16 protein-coding genes and 2 tRNA genes are annotated in these 17,246 nt (G+C 62.8%); 6 read left to right on the top strand and 12 right to left on the bottom strand.

The genetic code is table 11. The features are described from left to right. Positions 1-126: 126 nt before the first annotated feature. On the top strand, positions 127-1,071 hold the full coding sequence (locus H9638_RS01115; protein ID WP_191745348.1) for a hypothetical protein: 945 nt from the start codon (positions 127-129) through the stop codon (positions 1,069-1,071). A 74-nt stretch (positions 1,072-1,145) separates the two neighbouring features. Here H9638_RS01115 and H9638_RS01120 read toward each other — a convergent pair whose 3' ends face one another. From H9638_RS01120 to dnaA, 12 genes are all read right to left on the bottom strand, one after another. Continuing rightward, positions 1,146-2,078, bottom strand: a complete 933-nt coding sequence (locus tag H9638_RS01120; RefSeq protein WP_191745349.1) for a DMT family transporter — start codon at positions 2,076-2,078, stop codon at positions 1,146-1,148. 179 nt (positions 2,079-2,257) lie between these two features. Further along, positions 2,258-2,330, bottom strand: a tRNA-Ala gene (locus H9638_RS01125). A gap of 65 nt (positions 2,331-2,395) precedes the next feature. After that, positions 2,396-2,515 carry a DLW-39 family protein gene (locus tag H9638_RS16685; RefSeq protein WP_318241737.1) on the bottom strand — a complete coding sequence of 40 codons (120 nt, stop codon included), beginning with the start codon at positions 2,513-2,515 and terminating at the stop codon, positions 2,396-2,398. A 44-nt stretch (positions 2,516-2,559) separates the two neighbouring features. After that, a tRNA-Ile gene (locus tag H9638_RS01130) sits at positions 2,560-2,633 on the bottom strand. Positions 2,634-2,743: 110 nt separating this feature from the next. Further along, positions 2,744-3,247, bottom strand: a complete 504-nt coding sequence (locus H9638_RS01135; protein ID WP_191745350.1) for a DUF3566 domain-containing protein — start codon at positions 3,245-3,247, stop codon at positions 2,744-2,746. Then, positions 3,244-5,877 (bottom strand): DNA gyrase subunit A, encoded by a 2,634-nt coding sequence (gyrA, locus tag H9638_RS01140; protein WP_191745351.1) that lies wholly within the window; start codon positions 5,875-5,877, stop codon positions 3,244-3,246. The genes H9638_RS01135 and gyrA overlap by 4 nt, the downstream gene beginning before the upstream one ends. Before the next feature lie 105 nt (positions 5,878-5,982). Next, positions 5,983-8,040 carry a DNA topoisomerase (ATP-hydrolyzing) subunit B gene (gene gyrB, locus H9638_RS01145; protein WP_191745352.1) on the bottom strand — a complete coding sequence of 686 codons (2,058 nt, stop codon included), beginning with the start codon at positions 8,038-8,040 and terminating at the stop codon, positions 5,983-5,985. Positions 8,041-8,324: 284 nt separating this feature from the next. Further along, positions 8,325-8,888, bottom strand: coding sequence for a DUF721 domain-containing protein (locus H9638_RS01150; protein WP_404799616.1), 564 nt, complete (start codon positions 8,886-8,888; stop codon positions 8,325-8,327). After that, positions 8,872-10,056 carry a DNA replication/repair protein RecF gene (recF, locus tag H9638_RS01155; protein WP_191745353.1) on the bottom strand — a complete coding sequence of 395 codons (1,185 nt, stop codon included), beginning with the start codon at positions 10,054-10,056 and terminating at the stop codon, positions 8,872-8,874. The genes H9638_RS01150 and recF overlap by 17 nt, the downstream gene beginning before the upstream one ends. A 78-nt stretch (positions 10,057-10,134) precedes the next feature. After that, complete coding sequence (gene gnd, locus H9638_RS01160; protein ID WP_191745354.1) at positions 10,135-11,094, bottom strand: phosphogluconate dehydrogenase (NAD(+)-dependent, decarboxylating); 960 nt, start codon at positions 11,092-11,094, stop codon at positions 10,135-10,137. A gap of 66 nt (positions 11,095-11,160) precedes the next feature. Next, a complete protein-coding gene (gene dnaN, locus H9638_RS01165) occupies positions 11,161-12,285 on the bottom strand; it encodes a DNA polymerase III subunit beta (protein WP_191745355.1) in 1,125 nt (374 codons plus the stop codon). Between the two features lie 566 nt (positions 12,286-12,851). Then, a complete protein-coding gene (gene dnaA, locus H9638_RS01170) occupies positions 12,852-14,270 on the bottom strand; it encodes a chromosomal replication initiator protein DnaA (RefSeq protein ID WP_066300466.1) in 1,419 nt (472 codons plus the stop codon). A 459-nt stretch (positions 14,271-14,729) separates the two neighbouring features. On the opposite strand from dnaA, the gene rpmH reads away from it, so the two are divergent. The 5 genes from rpmH (at position 14,730) to H9638_RS01195 (ending at position 17,196) form a co-directional block, all read left to right on the top strand. Beyond that, entirely contained in the window at positions 14,730-14,867 is a 138-nt protein-coding gene (gene rpmH, locus H9638_RS01175; RefSeq protein WP_022892375.1) for a 50S ribosomal protein L34, read from the top strand. 61 nt (positions 14,868-14,928) lie between these two features. Beyond that, a complete protein-coding gene (rnpA, locus tag H9638_RS01180) occupies positions 14,929-15,276 on the top strand; it encodes a ribonuclease P protein component (RefSeq protein ID WP_191745356.1) in 348 nt (115 codons plus the stop codon). A 26-nt stretch (positions 15,277-15,302) separates the two neighbouring features. Further along, a complete protein-coding gene (yidD, locus tag H9638_RS01185; RefSeq protein WP_191745357.1) occupies positions 15,303-15,692 on the top strand; it encodes a membrane protein insertion efficiency factor YidD in 390 nt (129 codons plus the stop codon). Positions 15,693-15,700: 8 nt separating this feature from the next. Beyond that, the gene (yidC, locus tag H9638_RS01190) at positions 15,701-16,663 is read left to right on the top strand and encodes a membrane protein insertase YidC (protein ID WP_191745358.1); all 963 of its coding nucleotides are present in this window, start codon (positions 15,701-15,703) and stop codon (positions 16,661-16,663) included. Beyond that, entirely contained in the window at positions 16,660-17,196 is a 537-nt protein-coding gene (locus H9638_RS01195) for a Jag family protein (RefSeq protein ID WP_191745359.1), read from the top strand. Before yidC ends, H9638_RS01195 begins: the two co-directional genes overlap by 4 nt. Positions 17,197-17,246: the final 50 nt, after the last annotated feature.

Here is a 17,246-nt window from a genome sequence, read left to right on the forward strand (position 1 = left end):
TTATACGCGCGGAAACCGGCCTGTTCAGCGCACAGTGAAAACTTGGGCCCCAGGGGCCCGCTGATAGCACAGAACAGTCATTACACGTAGGCTAAGGCTGAACCGTCACTATCCCGGGAGGTAGTTTTGAATAAGAAGGACCGCATTGCCCGTGACTTCGAAGCGAATGTCACCGCAGGCGTGGAAACGGCACGTGACTGGGCAACCCCCAAGGTAGAGGCCGCCGTAGGTTGGGCAGTTCCCCGCATCGAAAAGGGGATCGAAACCGCTTCGCCGAAAATTCAGGACGGACTCAAACGTGCCGCTGACGAGATCGCACAGGGCGTCGCCGTCGTGACTCCCCGGCTCCAGGACGGACTTCAGAAGGTCGGCCCCAGGATCAGCCAGGTTGTTGACGATGCCACTCCGAGGATCCAGACCACCCTCGACAAGGCTGCGCCGGCCCTGACCCATGCCAAGGACAAGGTTGTGGACAGCTACATCCCCACGATCTCCAACCGGCTTGGCGACGCCGCTGATTCCGTCTCCCGCGGACTCGGAAATGCCTCAGTACCGGTACAGACCGCCGTGGCCAAGGCCACCGGTAATAAGAAGGCCCTGAAGCAGGCTCAGAAGGCAGCTGCCAAGGCTGCCAAGGAGCTGAAGAAGCAGCAGAAGGGCGGCGGCAAGGGCTGGCTCGTCTTCGGCATTGTTGCTTCGGCGGTTGTGGCCGCAGTTGCCGCCTGGCGGGCTTCCCGTCCGGTCGAAGATCCCTGGAAGACGCCGGCACCGGCCCAGCCGAAGCCCGCCGTCGTTCCGGTCCCCGCGCCGGCACCGGCTGCTCCGGCCGAGGACAGCAAGCCGGCGTCCCCCGCCGAGAAGGCGAAGGACAGCGCCGCAGCCGCTGCCCAGAAGACCAAGGAAGCCGCGCAGGGCGTGAAGGAGGCTGCTGCGTCTTCCACCGCCAAGGCCGGTGAGAAGGCAGCCGATGCCGCCAAGCACAGCAAGGAAGCCGCGTCCACGGCTGCCAAGCCTGCCGGTGCCCACGCTGACACCTCCGCAGACGCGAAGGCTGAGAAGCCGAAGAACTAACGCGGCAGACAGCACAGGGAAGGACCCCGGATATCCGGGGTCCTTCCCTGTTTAAGCGTTCCTGAGCCTGAGGGTCACTTTTCGATGTCTCCGCCCAGGACCGGCGGTGCCGGGGGAATCCTGTCCTCCGGCGGGGCCCCGGACACGGGCACACGCCCCCGGGCCTGCCCCCTGAGGACGACGCCGAGCCCGGCAAGGATGATTCCCAGACCGGCGTAGGTGCCGCCGGGTAGCTCCTCTCCGAGGAAAATGGCGGCCAAGACGGCCGCACCGGGAATTTCGAGCAGAATGATCATCGAGACCACCAAGGGGCTGATTACGGCCAGCAGATGGTTGAACACAGTGTGGCCAAGCAGCTGCGCCATCACGGTCACTGCCAGGATCCCGGCCCAGGCGGCCGGCTCAAACCCGACGAGGGGCTGCCGGAACGCGGCGCACATGATCAGCAGAATGACGGCACAGGCGCCGTAGCAGAGCGTCGTGTAGGTTCCAGTGGACATGGTCCGGCGGGCCTTGCCTCCCGCAATCGTGTACAGACCTGCCAAGGCGCCGCCGGCCAGCGCGAGGGCATCACCCGCCAGCGCCTCGCGTGAGACCGCTACATCGAAGCCGGTGATCACCACGACCCCGGCGAAAGCGAGGACCAGTCCAAGGAGGGTCTGCCGGGCCACGCGGTTTCCCCGAAGAAGGCCGAAGAGCGCGATCCAGCCCGCCTGAAGGCAGACAAGGGCAGTGGCCGCTGCGACAGAGGTGAGCTGCAAGGCCGAGATGAAGCAGGCAAAGTGCAGTGCCAGGGCGAGGGCTGCCAAGGCAGTCCATTTTAGTTCGGTCCGGCTGAGGCTGCGGAAACCTTCCCTGTCCCGCAGCGCGGCAGGTCCGCCCATGATGATGGCGCCAAGGGCATTCCGCCAAAAAGCAATGGCCAGGGCTGGCGCTGCGGTTGCCGCCATGATGGGGCCGGAGGCGGAGACGCCCAGCACGCCTACCGCCGCAAGGAGAAAGGTCATGGGAAAAGATTATTCCCTGGAAGCGTGCTGGCAGACGGTCCTGTGGGTGCTGTGACGGCTGGTGGGAACGCCGGATCCTCAACCAGCCACCAAGTTGCACGGGCGGTGCCGTACCGGTAACCGCCCAACCGGATTAAACGCAGAAAGTCCCGGTCGTAACGACCGGGACTTTCTTTCGGTGGAGGCACGGGGACTCGAACCCCGAACCCCCTGCTTGCAAAGCAGGTGCGCTACCAATTGCGCCATGCCCCCGAATTGAACCTGATTCAGTATATCCCACCCGCGGGGGTGTTCAAACCAATCCTGTTCCTGCGGAGCTACTCAACCTTGTCGGTCGAGACCTTCCAGACGGATTTCTCCGCGGCAGTTTCCTGCCATTTCCGAAAGGCGAAGACGCCTGCTGCTGCGGCTGCTGCAATCGCGAACAACTTCTTCACAGTGTCTCCTTGCCGTTGTGGCCGATCATTTTCATGATCGTCCGTGGGCGTACCAGGACTTGAACCTGGGACCTCTTCGTTATCAGCGAAGCGCTCTAACCGCCTGAGCTATACGCCCCGATACCTCACCGGGCCGAGATATGACTTTACCGTAACCTCGGCCGGAACCCAAATCGGGTGCCCCGTGTTCCGGCGCAGGCTCGGTTCCTGCGCCGGAATCGCGGATTATCAGTCGTCGGTAAGGGTTACACCGATGCCGCCGACCAGGGTCGAGGCAATGTTGTAGAGCACAGCTGAGAGCATCGACAGGGCCGTCAGCAGCAGGACGTTGACGACGGCGATGATGGTCGCGAAGGAGACAACCTGGCCCAGGGACGCGAACTCGCGGAGGTCGAATCCGCCGGACTCCGAACCGGCAATTTCACCGAGCAGGTCGTTGACCCGGTCGAAGATCCCGGTGAGGTCCAGGACGGTCCACAGCACGATCGCTGCGACCACGGTCACGACGCCGAGGGCAACGGACAGCAGGAAGGACATTTTCAGCACCGACCACGGATCGATCTTGCTGACCAGCAGGCGGGCTTTCCGGGCCTTGGCCTTGGGAGCCGGCTTCACCAGCGGCTGCCGGTTGCCGGACGCGCTCTGACCCGTTCCAGGCCGCTGTGCGGGCCGTGCAGGGGTTTTCACCCGCGGGCCGCCGCCGGGCCTGGCATTTGAGTTGGTCGAGCTCACTCGCTACCTCCATCGTCTGCTGACTGTGCGTCGGGCCCAGCCATTTCCTCTGTTGACAACGGTACTTCATCCACTGGTGCCTCCACAGACTCGCCGTCGGAGGCGCCGTCGCCGTCAGCTGCGTCCACCGGCAGATCCCGTTCGGAGTTCCGGGCCACCGCGATGATGCGGTCGTTCTTGTCCGGCTTCGCGAAAATGACGCCCATGGTGTCGCGGCCCTTGGCCGGAACACCGGCAACCGCGGAGCGCACAACCTTGCCGCCCTGCATGACCACCAGGACCTCGTCCTCTTCCTGCACAATCATCGCGCCGACCAGGTGTCCACGGTCTTCGTTGTACTTGCCCACCTTGATGCCCAGGCCGCCGCGTCCCTGCACACGGTATTCATCGACACTGGTGCGCTTGGCGTAGCCGCCCTCGGTGACGATAAACACGTAGGAGTCCTCCGTGATGACGTCCGCTGCGAGCAGCTCATCATCCTCGCGGAACTTCATGCCGGTGACGCCGGAGGTTGCCCGGCCCATCGGCCGCAGGGCCTCGTCGGTGGCGGTGAAGCGCAGGGACTGGCCCTTGCGGGAAACCAGCATCAGATCGTCGGTCTCGCTGACGAGCTGGGCCGAGACAACTTCGTCGCCCTCGCGCAGGTTGATGGCGATGACACCGGCGGACCGGTTCGTGTCGTAGTCCCGGAGCTGGGTCTTCTTGACCAGACCGCGCTTGGTGGCGAGCACCAGGTACGGGGCGGCCTCGTAGTCGGGCAGGTCCAGCACCTGGGCAATGTGTTCTCCCGGCTGGAAGGCCAGCAGGTTGGCAACATGCTGTCCCTTGGCGTCCCGCCCGGCTTCAGCCAGCTCGTAGGCCTTGGCACGGTACACGCGGCCGAGGTTCGTGAAGAACAGCAGCCAGTGGTGGGTGGTGGTGACGAAGAAGTGCTCGACGACGTCGTCTCCGCGAAGCTGTGCCCCGCGGATTCCCTTTCCGCCGCGGTGCTGGGCACGGTAGTTGTCGCTGCGGGTCCGCTTGACGTAACCGCCGCGGGTAATGGTGATGACCATTTCCTCTTCAGGAATGAGGTCTTCCATGCTCATATCGCCGTCGTAGCCCATCAGGACCTTGGTGCGGCGGTCATCGCCGTGCTTGTCCACGATCTCAGCGAGTTCGTCGCTGACGATCTGCCGCTGGCGCTCCTCAGAGGCCAGGATCGAGTTGTACTCGGCGATTTCGAGTTCCAGCTTGGCGTGCTGGTCCTGGATCTTCTGGCGTTCCAGCGCAGCAAGACGGCGCAGCTGCATGTCCAGGATGGCCTGGGACTGCAGCTCATCGATATCCAGCAGCTGAATCAGGCCATTACGGGCCTCTTCCACGGTGGAGGAACGGCGGATCAGGGCGATGACCTCGTCCAGTGCGTCCAGGGCCTTCAGCAGGCCGCGCAGGATGTGCGCGACCTCTTCGGCCTTGCGCAGCCGGTACCGGGTGCGGCGGACGATGACTTCGAGCTGGTGCGTGACCCAGTGGCGGATGAAGGCGTCCAGGCTCAGCGTACGGGGCACGCCGTCGACGATCGCCAGCATGTTGGCGCCGAAGTTTTCCTGCAGCTGGGTGTGCTTGTAGAGGTTGTTCAGCACCACCTTCGCGACGGCGTCGCGCTTCAGCACGATGACCAGGCGCTGGCCGGTGCGGCCGGAAGTCTCATCGCGCATATCGGCGATGCCGGTGATCTTGCCGTCCTTCACCAGTTCGGCGATCTTGATGGCGAGGTTGTCCGGATTGGCCATGTAGGGCAGTTCCGTAACCACCAGGCAGGTACGGCCCTGGAGTTCTTCGACATTGACCACGGCACGCATGGTGATCGATCCGCGGCCGGTGCGGTACGCGTCCTCGATTCCCTTGTGGCCCAGGATGGTGGCGCCGGTGGGGAAGTCAGGTCCCTTGACCCGCTTGATCAGCTCTTCGAGCAGTTCCTCGTTCGATGCTTCCGGGTGCTGCAGGTACCACTGCACACCGTCAGCCACCTCGCGCAGGTTGTGCGGCGGAATGTTGGTGGCCATACCGACGGCGATGCCGGAGGACCCGTTGACCAGCAGGTTGGGGAACCGGGCCGGCAGGATGGTCGGTTCCTGGTTGCGGCCGTCGTAGTTATCCATGAAGTCGACGGTTTCCTCGTCGATGTCACGGACCATTTCCATGGCCAGCGGAGCCATTTTGGTTTCGGTGTAACGCGGTGCGGCAGCGCCGTCGTTACCCGGGGACCCGAAGTTGCCCTGCCCCAGGGCGAGCGGGGCACGCATGACCCAGTCCTGGATGAGGCGCACGAGCGCATCGTAGATGGCCGAGTCACCGTGCGGGTGGTACTGGCCCATGACTTCGCCGACTACGCGGGCGCACTTGTTGAACGCGCGGTCGGGGCGGTAGCCGCCGTCGTACATTGCGTAGAGCACGCGGCGGTGCACCGGCTTCAGGCCGTCGCGCACATCCGGAAGCGCACGCCCCACGATGACCGCCATGGCGTAGTCCAGGTAGGAGCGCTGCATTTCGGTCTGCAGGTCGATCTGCTCGACCCGGTCCGAGAGGACGTTCCCGCTGACGGGTTCGAGTTCGCCGCCGGGAACTTCCGGGGTCTCATCACTCATTGGTTCAGTTCCGTTCTAAGTTCAAGTCCATGTGCGTTGCCTGTTGCCGGGGAAGCTGCTCCGGCTGCCGATGTGATTCAAGCCGCCGGAGCGGCCTGAATCACATCAGATGTCGAGGAAGCGCACGTCCTTGGCGTTCTGCTGGATGAAGTTTCGGCGGGATTCGACGTCCTCACCCATAAGCACCGAGAAGATCTGGTCCGCCGAAGCGGCATCGTCCATGGTGACCTGGAGGAGGGTCCGGTGGTCCGGGTCCATGGTGGTATCCCAGAGTTCCGTGTAGTCCATTTCACCCAGGCCCTTGTAGCGCTGGATTCCGTTTTCCTTCGGGAGGCGCTGGTTGTTCGCCAGGCCGCGGGCCACGGTCTCATCGCGTTCCCGGTCGCTGTAGACGTAGTCATGCGGGTGGTTGGACCATTTGATCCGGTACAGCGGCGGCTGTGCCAGGTACACGTAGCCCTGCTCAATCAGCGGACGCATGTAGCGGAAGAGCAGGGTCAGCAGCAGGGTGGTGATGTGCTGGCCGTCCACGTCGGCATCGGCCATCAGCACAATCTTGTGATACCGGGCCTTTTCGACGTCGAAGTCCTCGCCGATCCCGGCGCCGAAGGCCGTGATCATGGACTGGACCTCGGCGTTGCCGAGTGCCCGGTCCAGCCGGGCCCGCTCCACGTTGAGGATCTTGCCGCGCAGCGGCAGGATCGCCTGGGTTTCGGGATTCCGGCCGCGGACAGCCGAACCGCCTGCCGAGTCACCCTCCACGATGTAGATTTCGGACTTCGACGGGTCCTTGGAGGAGCAGTCCTTAAGCTTGCCCGGCATCCCGCCGGATTCCAGCAGGCCCTTGCGGCGGGTGGATTCACGGGCCTTGCGTGCGGCCAGCCGGGCCTGCGAGGCCTGGATGGATTTGCGGATAACGTCGCGTGCGGGGCCGGGGTTCCGTTCCAGCCAGTCGCCGAGCTGGTCGGTGACGACGCGCTGCACAAAGCCCTTGACCTCGGAGTTGCCAAGCTTGGTCTTGGTCTGGCCTTCGAACTGCGGTTCGGCGATCTTCACGGAAATGACGGCGGTGAGGCCCTCACGGATGTCGTCTCCGGTGAGGTTGTCGTCCTTTTCCTTGATGATGTTCTTTTCACGCGCGTACCGGTTGATCAAGGAGGTCATGGCTGCACGGAAACCTTCTTCGTGCGTGCCGCCCTCATGGGTGTTGATCGTGTTCGCGTAGGTGTGGACACTCTCGGAGTACGCCGTGGTCCACTGCAGGGCCATTTCCACGGCCATTTTCTTGTCATTGTCTTCGGTTTCGAAGGCAATGATGTCGTCGTGGATGACCTCGACCTTTTTGGAGCTGTTCAGGTGCTGGACGTAGTCCAGCAGGCCGTTGGCGTACATGTAGTCCACCGTGCGGTGCTTGGGCGCATCGTCTTCGGTCCCGGCATCCACTTCGGCGATCTCCGCCGCGGTCTCGTCCAGCGCCCGCTCATCGGTGAGCACGATGCGCAGGCCCTTGTTGAGGAAGGCCATCTGCTGGAACCGTGCCCGCAGGGTCTCAAAGTCGAACTCGGTGGATTCGAAGATTTCCGGGTCCGGGTAGAACGTCTGCGTGGTGCCGGTTTCGTCGGTGGGATCACCCTGGCGCAGTCCACCCACGGGGTGGCCGCCGTTCTCAAAGGACTGCCGCCAGACAAATCCCTGACGCTTGATTTCGGTTTCCACCCGGGCGCTGAGAGCGTTGACAACGGAAATACCAACACCGTGCAGGCCGCCGGACACGGCGTAGCCGCCGCCGCCGAATTTGCCGCCGGCGTGCAGGATGGTCATCACCACCTGGACGGTGGGCATGTTTTCCGTCGGGTGCATATCAACGGGGATACCGCGGCCGTTATCGGAGACCCGGACGCCGCCGTCGGCCTGGAGCGTCACGTCGATGCGGTCGCAGAAACCGGCCAGGGCCTCATCCACCGAGTTGTCCACCACTTCGTAAACCAGGTGGTGCAGGCCGCGCGGACCGGTGGAGCCGATGTACATGCCCGGACGCTTACGGACGGCCTCGAGGCCTTCCAGCACAGTGATCTCATTGGCGCCGTATTCATGCGGGGCCGGCTGGTCGCTGCGTTCCTGGGGTGCGGGCTCCGTGTTGTCTAGCTCATTGTCGTTAGCCACAGGTGCTGTCGACTCCTCTTGTGTCGGTCAGAATTTGGCACCCTGTCCAGCGGGAGAGGGTGCCTCTGCTACCAATTCTACCGCGATAAGGGTACCTTTGCGCGCCAAAACACCCCACCAGAGGCCACCAAAGCCCGTTTTGAGCGATTTTCCCGCCCTCCGATGAGGCCCGATACGTCCGAAGGGTTTTCCTGCCGCCTAAACACCGCGCAGCGTTTGTGGCCGAGAGCACAAAACCCGCTATATATCAATAACTTTTTTCACGCTGTCACCATCGGCAGCCGCTAGCCGTATGTGTCCCGCGGTCCCCTGCCCTTGACGCTGCGCAGCCCCTTGCGCCAGTTCGGCGCCGCGGGTCCGATCACTTCGATGCGTGTGACGACGCCGGGACCCAACTCTGCATCGAACCGTGCAATCAGCGCCGAGCGCAGCAGGCGCAGCTGCGTGGCCCAGGCAGTCGAATCGCAGCGGACCTGGACTGTCGTGTCGGAGAAGGACTCCGGTTTGCAGTGGGCACTGACCTCGGCGCCAACCAGCTCATCCCAGCGGGAAATGACGGATCCGACGGCGACGGGCGAGTTCCAGCCGCGCTCATTGACGAACCGGTTAAAGACTTTGCCCAGGCCCTGCGGATCACGTCCCGTGTATTCCCCGGGAATGAACGGGGCCTGCCGGCGCTGGCCCTTCTTGCTGCGGCTGGCCGGAACGCGCTGGTTTCCCCGTGCCTGGGCTGCCTGGCGCATGCGGTTCAGCTGTTCCCTGGCGGCATCCGGACGGTCGTCGCCGGAGCCGGGAAAGGTGTCCCCGCCGGGCCCTTCCGGCTCTTGGTCCTCACCGGGCGGCAACACTGACGCCTCCCGGAATCACCGGTATCTGCTGGCCGGACAGCGCGGCCGGGATATCCTCCGCCACAGCAGCGGTCACCAGGACCTGTTCGGCACCGGCGACTATGGCCGCAAGGCGTTCCCTGCGGCTGGTGTCGAGTTCCGCGAAGACATCGTCCAGGATCAGGATAGGTGCCGTTCCCGGAGTGTCATCGTCGTCCCGCAGCAGGTAGTAGGAAGCCAGGCGCATGGCCAGCGCCAGCGACCAGGTCTCGCCATGGGATGCAAACCCCTTGGCCGGAGCTTTTCCGAGCACCAGTTCCACTTCGTCCCGGTGCGGTCCGACCAGGGAAATGCCGCGTTCAACCTCGCGTTTCCGGTTCGCGGCAAAGGCCTGCAGGAAACGTTCCTGCAGTTCTTCCTGTCCCAGCCCCAGCAGGTCGGCGGAATCCGCCGGCCCCTCCGCAGCGCCGTCGTCGTCAACCTGGCCCAGCAGCGTAGACCGGTAGATGCCCCGTGCGGTCTTTGAACCGTCGGTCAGGTCCTTGTAGGCACCTTCCAAATGCGGACTGAGCTGGTCCATGGCCTGCAGCCGGGCGGCAACCAGCTGGGCCCCGGCAACGGCCATGTGATGGTCCCATACCTCGAGTGTCGCCTCGTGCGCTGAAGTGAAGCGCCCACTGGCACGCGCGGATTTCAGAAGCGCATTGCGCTGTTTGAGGACCCGGTCATAGTCGGCGCGGGTCGCTGCGTGGCGGGGGACAAGGGAAACTATCAGCTCATCCAGGAACCGGCGGCGGGCGGAAGGATCGCCCTTGACCAGGGCCAGGTCCTCCGGAGCGAAGAGCACTGTGCGGCAAATTCCCAGGATTTCCCGGGCCCGGACCGGATTCGCGCGGTTGATCCTGGCCCGGTTTGCCCGGCCGGGATTGATTTCCACTTCCAGTGCTGTCGCCTGGCTGCCGCGGACTATGCGTGCGCGGACCAGGGCCTGTTCCGCGTCGAAGGCTACCAGCGGGGCGTCCGAACTGACCCTGTGGGAGGAGAGCGAGGAGAGATAGCCAATGGACTCGACAATGTTGGTTTTGCCCGTCCCGTTGGGGCCGACGAAGATGCTCACACCGGGTTCCAGGCTCAGGTCAAGCTGCCCGTAGCTGCGGAACCCCGTCAGCGAAAGGTAATCAACGTACACGCTGCTCCACCTGGTATTTCCGTCCTGTCCGTTTCTTCAAGTCCTGTCCTGCCGGCTCCGCCACCAGCCTACCGCCCGCTATTCGGGGGAGCCTGCGTCTCCGACCGCCTGCTCGGCAGCACTGGCCTGCCCGCCGTTTCCCCCGGGAACGGCAGGATCCGCGGGCCTCACCGGATGCCCGCCAAACTGCCCGCGAAGCGCAGCAACGAGTTTCAGGGCCGGAGAGTCCTCCTGCCTGGAGGCGAAGCGGGCAAAAACAGCCGCTGTAATTGCCGGCGCCGGCACTCCGGCGGACAGGGCTTCCTCGACGCTCCATCGGCCTTCCCCGGAATCTTCCACATAGCCGGCGATCCTGGTGAGGCCGGGATCTTCATCAACAGCACGGACCGCCAGTTCCAGGAGCCAGGAGCGGATCACGGTCCCGCTCTGCCAGGCACGGAGGATTCCCGGAACGTCGTCGATTATGTTCTGGGCCTCAAGCAGTTCATACCCTTCGGCATATGCCTGCATCAGGCCGTACTCGATGCCGTTGTGCACCATCTTGGCGTAGTGGCCGGCCCCTGTGGCACCTGCGTGGACGAAGCTCTCTGCCCGCAGGCCGGCTGGCCGCAGGGCGTCAAAGAGAGGCATGGCCGCAGACACATCGGCGGGATCGCCGCCGACCATCAATCCGTACCCGTTGTCCTTGCCCCAGATCCCGCCGGAAACCCCGCAGTCGAGGTACCGGATTCCCTTGGCAGCCAGCATCCCGGCATGGTGCAGGTCCTCGGTGTAGCGGGAGTTGCCTCCCTCGATCACCAGGTCCCCGTTCTCGAGCACCTCCGCGAGGCCGCTGACAACGGCCGCTGTGGTTTCGCCGCTGGGAACCATGCTCCACACGATGCGCGGCGGCGGCAGTTCAGCAGCGAGCTCCGCGAGGGACCCGACGTCGCTGACTACCGGGTCACGGTCGAACCCCGTGACCTGAATTCCGTTCCGCCTCAGCCGCTCGCGCATGCTGAAACCCATTTTTCCCAGTCCGATAAGGCCAATATGCATGTCGGTTCCTCTCTCCGTAGTCCACATCAGTGGACGGAAAGGCTCTCGAAATGCAGGTGAAAGCCTTTACTGGTTAGGAAGCCGCACCGGCATCAGCAGGTAGCGGTAGTCTTCCTGGTCATCTCCGGTGAGTTCTTCCTGCGCGGAAATCACCGCAGGTTTCGGCGGGGTGGTGAAGGAAAAACGGACGTACTTGCTCGCGAAGGCCCCCAGGCCTTCACTGAGATAGTGCGGGTTGAAGGCGACCGTGATCTCGTCGCCAACCAGGGAAGCTTCGAGGGCTTCGGAGGCCTGGGCATCTTCTCCGGTGCCGGCGTCGAGGGTGACCTGTCCATCAGTGAACGCCAGGCGCACCGGGGTGTTGCGCTCAGCAACCAGGGAGACACGGCGGACGGCTTCGACCAGGGCGTGCGTTTCCACCGTGGCGTGGATTGGTGTGTTCTCCGGGAAAAGTGACCGGATTTTGGGGTAGTCACCGTCGACCAGCAGGGACGTCGTGCGGCGTCCGCCGCTTTCGAAGCCAATCAGTTCGCTGTCTCCGGAGAGTGCGATGTTCAGGTCTCCGCCGCCGCCCAGAGTCTTGGCCACCTCGTTCAGCGTTTTGGCCTTGACGAGGGCACTGGTGGAGATTCCCGGCGTCGCCGGTTTCCAGGACAGTTCACGGAGGGCAAGGCGGTAACGGTCAGTCGCCAGGAAAGTGATGAGGTCATCTTCGATTTCCATGCGCACACCGGTCAGGATCGGCAGGGTGTCGTCACGGCTGGCAGCAATGATCACCTGGGAGACAGCCTGGGCAAAGGCATCTCCGTCGACGACGCCGCTGACATCGGGAAGTGCCGGAAGTTCCGGGTATTCGGAAACCGGCATCGTCGCCAGGTTGAACCGGCTGTTGCGGCAGGTGAGGGTCACCTTGGATCCGTCGGTTTCGACTTCCACCGGTGCTGACGGCAGGCTGCGGCAGATCTCGGCCAGCAGGCGCCCGGAGACGAGGATGGTGCCTTCGTCGGAAATATCCGCCGGGATCTGCAGGCGGGCTGAGATCTCGTAGTCGAAGCTGGCGATGCTCAAGGAACCGGATTCGGCCTTGATCAACAAGCCGGAAAGGACGGGGACCGGCGGACGGGGTGAGAGGGACCGTGCTGTCCACGTAACCGCCTCGGCCAGGACATCCCGCTCAACTCTGAACTTCACTGCAGGGTGCCGCCTTTCACAACGTACTTGTCAGTACTACTGAGTTTTCATGAACACGTGAGGGAGCGTTTCGGGCTGCCAGGATGCCCGGTCTGCCCGCTGGGAATCACAACACTACCCTGTGCCAGCTTACCGCCGGCAGGTTGTCATTTACCGGGGTGCTGCGGGATCAGGCCGCAGCTGCCTTTGTGCCATTGCCCAATGGGTTCATCGAGGCAGGTTTTGGAACCTGCGGAGCAGGCAGATGGAACATCGGATGTTTGGTCCGGAAGGTCGGATGTTATTTGGTGGAACCGAATTTCTTAAGATTCGTAGTGTTAATAACTGCTGTGGATACTGTGGATAACTCGACCCTGCCGGGCATTCCGGCGTTTTAAGCCTGTTGATAACCTGTGGACGCTCAGCCTACGTGCCGGGTGCGGCTGTTGGGAACTATTTTGCAGTTCCGCGTATCCACAAGGCAATACCCGTAATGAGCTGTTATCCACCGAGTTATCCACACCCTTGTCCACACGTGTTAATTTCGAGCCCCTGCGGGGCCCCTACATCCGCGCGCTGACGCGGATCTAGGCCTCGCGCTGCTGCTGCTTGATTCGGTTCGTCAGCTCGGTGACCTGGTTATAGATGGCCCGGCGTTCGGCCATGAGTTCGCGGATCTTGCGGTCTGCGTGAATAACGGTCGTATGATCGCGCCCACCGAGTTCCTGCCCGATCTTCGGCAGCGACATGTCCGTCAGCTCGCGGCAGAGGTACATGGCGATCTGGCGGGCGGTGACCAAGGTCCGGGTCCGCGACTTGCTGCACAGCTCCTCCAGGCTGATCTGGAAGTAGGCTGCCGTCTGCCCAAGGATCGAAGCGGCAGTAATCTCCTGGGCGCCGTCGTCGGTAATCAGGTCCTTGAGCACAATCTCGGCCAGACCAACATCGACCTGCTGGCGGTTGAGGCTGGCGAAGGCTGTCACCCGGATCAGGGCGCCTTCCAGCTCGCGGATGTTAGTGGAGATCTTCGAGGCGATGTACTCCAGCACATCGTCGGGGGCGCTCAGCGAATCGCCGATGGCCTTCTTGCGCAGAATCGCGATCCGGGTTTCCAGCTCCGGCGGCTGCACATCGGTCAGCAGGCCCCACTCAAAGCGCGAACGCATCCGCTCCTCAAACCCGGAGAGCTGCTTGGGTGGCAGGTCGGAGGTGATGACCACCTGCTTGTTGTGGTTGTGCAGGGCATTGAAGGTGTGGAAGAACTCCTCCTGCGTCGCGTCCTTGTTCGCCAGGAACTGGATGTCGTCAATAAGCAGGATGTCGACGTTGCGGTACAGCTGCTTGAAGCTGGCGCCCTCGTCGTAGCGGATGGAGTTGATGAAATCGTTGGTGAACTCCTCCGAGTTCACATACCGCACGCGGATCCCCGTATAGAGGTGGCGGGCATAATGGCCGATCGCGTGCAGCAGGTGGGTCTTGCCCAGTCCTGAATCGCCGTAGATGAACAGCGGGTTGTAGGCCTTAGCGGGGGCTTCGGCCACGGCAACGGCAGCGGCGTGGGCAAACCGGTTCGAAGACCCGATGACAAAAGTCTCAAAAACGTACTTGGGGTTCAGCCGGCCGAATTCCTGTGAAGTGCTCGGCGGAGTGGGTGAGGGTGCGCTTTCGCCGGTCGGAACGGGTGACGGCGCAGCTTCTTCGGGCTCAGGCTCCGGTTCTGCCTGGGCAACGGGAGTCAGATCGGCGTCAATCACAAAGGCGCACTGGATGTCCGCCTGGAAGACCGTCTTGAGGACCTCATCAAGGATGTTCTTCAGCTGGGTCTGCAGGACTTCGCGGGTCAGTTCATTGGGGACGGCCACAAGAAGGGTTGTGCCGATCAGGCCCTGGGCCTGGGCCAGGACCACGAATCCGCGCTGCCGGGGGGAAACCCTGTCATCGGTCTCCAGCGTCCTGATGACCTTGCGCCAGGAGCTGCCGACATCATTGATTTCGTCCGTACCCACAAAAACCTCTCGTGACGCCAGCAAAGGGCGGTTTAAGAACCGGAATCCAGGCCTGGATCCCGAAGGGTCATCCACAGAGTTATACACAGTCGTGGATAAACACCCAGCGCCAAGCCTAGAGCATCGGTTCGGCAGTCGGTAGCCGGAATCCCGCGCCCGGGCGTGACTTGCGGCGCGACTCACATCCGGCCGTGAACAGTCATACTCGGCACTTGTCCACAGGTGTGGAAATATCTGTATGAACAGGCCCCGCACCCCCCGGTTTGACTGCAAACGGGGTCTCACCTAACGTTGAGTAGTCCTTTGTGTCTGCTATCTGCACTCATTCATGCCCATCAGGGTTCTGGGAATCAGGGTCCAGGTCCGGGTTGAGCGTAGTCAGTCACATGAAAAGAGCGCCGCTTGTGCTTTCCCCTTGATGCAGCAAGCGCCAGCGCAGATTGTCTTGGAGTAACCACCGTGAGCAAGCGGACTTTTCAGCCGAATAACCGCCGTCGTGCCAAGAAGCACGGCTTCCGCCTTCGCATGCGTACCCGCGCCGGCCGTGCCATTCTTTCCGCACGCCGTGGCAAGGGCCGTACCGAACTGTCGGCATAAAACTGACTTAGGTTTGCCGATGCTGCCTCAGCAGCTCTGTCTCCCGATCCTGGCGTCCTGAATGCTGGCCGCGAGGAACCGGGTGCGTTCGGCGGCGGATTTTTCCCATACCGTACGTTCCGGTGCCCGTTGCGGGCGCCGGAACGTAGTCTTATACGCAGTGCCTAACCCGGCCGCGCCCACGCGCGTCGGGTTCATTGTGTCGAAGGCGGTCGGGAACGCCGTGACACGTAACCTCGTTAAGAGAAGACTGAGAGAAGCAGCAGCGCAGAGCCTGGCCGACCATCCCACAGGGCTGGACATAGTGGTCAGGGCACTGCCGCCGGCGGCATCGGCATCGTGGGCGCAGATAAGCGCCGACTACGCTGGTGCCCTCTCTGCATGCATTGGCAAGCTTTCGCGGCAGTGACCACACAGGTGAGGGAGGGGCTGAAGATGGGCCGAACCGGTAGCAAACCGGCGCAGGCTTCTTTTCCCGCTGCCTTTTTCCTCAAGGTCCTGCGTTTTTTCTGGCACCTTCCCCGGAATGTCCTGATCGGACTTCTGATGGGCTACCGCAAGGTGGTGTCCCCGCTCTACGGCCCCGTGTGCCGGTTTTTTCCATCATGTTCGGCGTACGCCCTCGAAGCAGTCACCGTTCATGGTGCCGTTAAGGGAACGTGGCTTGCCGCCCGCCGGCTTATCCGCTGCCATCCGTGGAACGACGGCGGAGTAGACCACGTGCCCGAAGGCCGCAGAACGTGGCCGCAGGAATCGGTCCCCAGGATTATTGTGCTGAATCATCCCGTGATTCCGGCAGACGAAGACAGCCGCTCGGCGGCTTAGGAGAGTAAATGGGTTTCTTCGACACGATACTGTTCCCCTTCAAGTGGGTGGTGTCATGGATCATGTGGATCTTCCACGAGGGATTCGTTTTCCTCGGGATGGATGCCGCATCGGGTTGGACCTGGACGCTGTCCATCATCGGCTTGGTGATCGTTATCCGGGCCGCCCTGATTCCTGTCTTCGTCAAGCAGATCAAGGCCCAGCGCGGTATGCAGTCGCTGCAGCCGGACCTGCGTAAGCTCCAGCAGAAGTACAAGGGCAAGACCGATCAGCTCTCGCGCCAGGCAATGACGCAGGAGCAGATGGCGCTCTACAAGAAGCACGGGACCAACCCGTTCGCAGCCTGCCTGCCGATGCTGATCCAGATGCCGTTCTTCTTCGCCTTGTTCCAGGTGCTCAACGGTGTCTCGAATGCCAGCGCGGGCGGTGAGGGCATCGGAGCGCTCACACCGGATGCCATCCGCCAGTTCGACGAGGCAACCATCCTCGGCGCACCGCTGTCCTCGTCGCTGCTTCACGGCTTCGGCACCGAGGGCCACACTGCCGTCATTGTCCTCTCGATCATCATGATCATCGCCATGACCGCTTCGCAGTTCATTACGCAGAAGCAGATCATGTCGAAGAACATGTCCGAAGAGGCGCTGCAGAGCCCGTTCATGCGCCAGCAGAAGATGATGCTCTACGTACTGCCGCTCGTCTTCGGCATTGGCGGCATCAACTTCCCCATCGGTGTCCTCATCTACTGGACCACCACCAACCTGTGGACCATGGCTCAGCAGTTCTTCGTTATCCGCCGGATGCCCACGCCCGGTTCCCCCGCTGCCAAGGCCCTGGCCGAGAGGCGTGCCCGAAAGGGCCTGCCGATGGTTCCGCTGCTGGGCGAGAAGAAATCCGAACCGGTTGAAGAAGTCCCCGTATCCGCCAAGGCACAGCGCCAGCAGCCCCAGCGCAAGAACAGGAAGAAAAGATGAGCACTGAGCACGTCGAAGAGTCCGTTGAAGAACTGCCGGAGCCTGCTGAGGGCGGGGCACCGGGACGCCTGGAGGAAGAAGGCGACGTCGCCGCCGACTACCTGGAAGAGCTGCTGGACATTGCCGACATCGATGGCGATATCGACATCGAAGTACGCAGCGGGCGAACTTATATTTCCGTGGTCTCCGAAGAAGGAGACGACTCCGGGCTGCAGTCACTGGTGGGTCAGGACGGAGAAGTCCTCGAAGCCCTCCAGGAGCTCACCCGGCTCTCCGTGCTGACAGCCACGGACAACCGCTCCCGCCTGGTTCTGGACATCTCCGGGTACCGCAAGGAGCGCAGCGAGGAACTGCACCGGATTGCCGAAGACGCGGTTTCCCGGGCAAAGACCTCCGGCAAGGACATCGCGCTGGCTCCGATGAGCGCCTACGAGCGGAAGATTGTCCACGACGCAGTTGCAGAACTCGGCCTCATCAGCGAGTCCGAGGGCGAAGGGCCTTCCCGCCACATTGTGGTCTCCCTCGATTCCTAGGCCTGCAGGCCGGAATATCCCTCAGACTCGCTAAGACAAGGATCTGTTTT

This window comes from Arthrobacter pullicola (assembly GCF_014836875.1).
GTDB classification, from domain to species: domain Bacteria; phylum Actinomycetota; class Actinomycetes; order Actinomycetales; family Micrococcaceae; genus Arthrobacter_B; species Arthrobacter_B pullicola.

Coding starts and splice junctions, on each gene's coding strand:
- H9638_RS01120 (WP_191745349.1), bottom strand. CDS start 2,078: ATGACCTTTCTCCTTGCGGCGGTAGGCGTGCTGGGCGTCTCCGCCTCC.
- gyrA (WP_191745351.1), bottom strand. CDS start 5,877: ATGAGTGATGAGACCCCGGAAGTTCCCGGCGGCGAACTCGAACCCGTC.
- gnd (WP_191745354.1), bottom strand. CDS start 11,094: ATGCATATTGGCCTTATCGGACTGGGAAAAATGGGTTTCAGCATGCGC.
- rnpA (WP_191745356.1), top strand. CDS start 14,929: ATGCTGGCCGCGAGGAACCGGGTGCGTTCGGCGGCGGATTTTTCCCAT.
- yidD (WP_191745357.1), top strand. CDS start 15,303: ATGGGCCGAACCGGTAGCAAACCGGCGCAGGCTTCTTTTCCCGCTGCC.
- yidC (WP_191745358.1), top strand. CDS start 15,701: ATGGGTTTCTTCGACACGATACTGTTCCCCTTCAAGTGGGTGGTGTCA.
- H9638_RS01195 (WP_191745359.1), top strand. CDS start 16,660: ATGAGCACTGAGCACGTCGAAGAGTCCGTTGAAGAACTGCCGGAGCCT.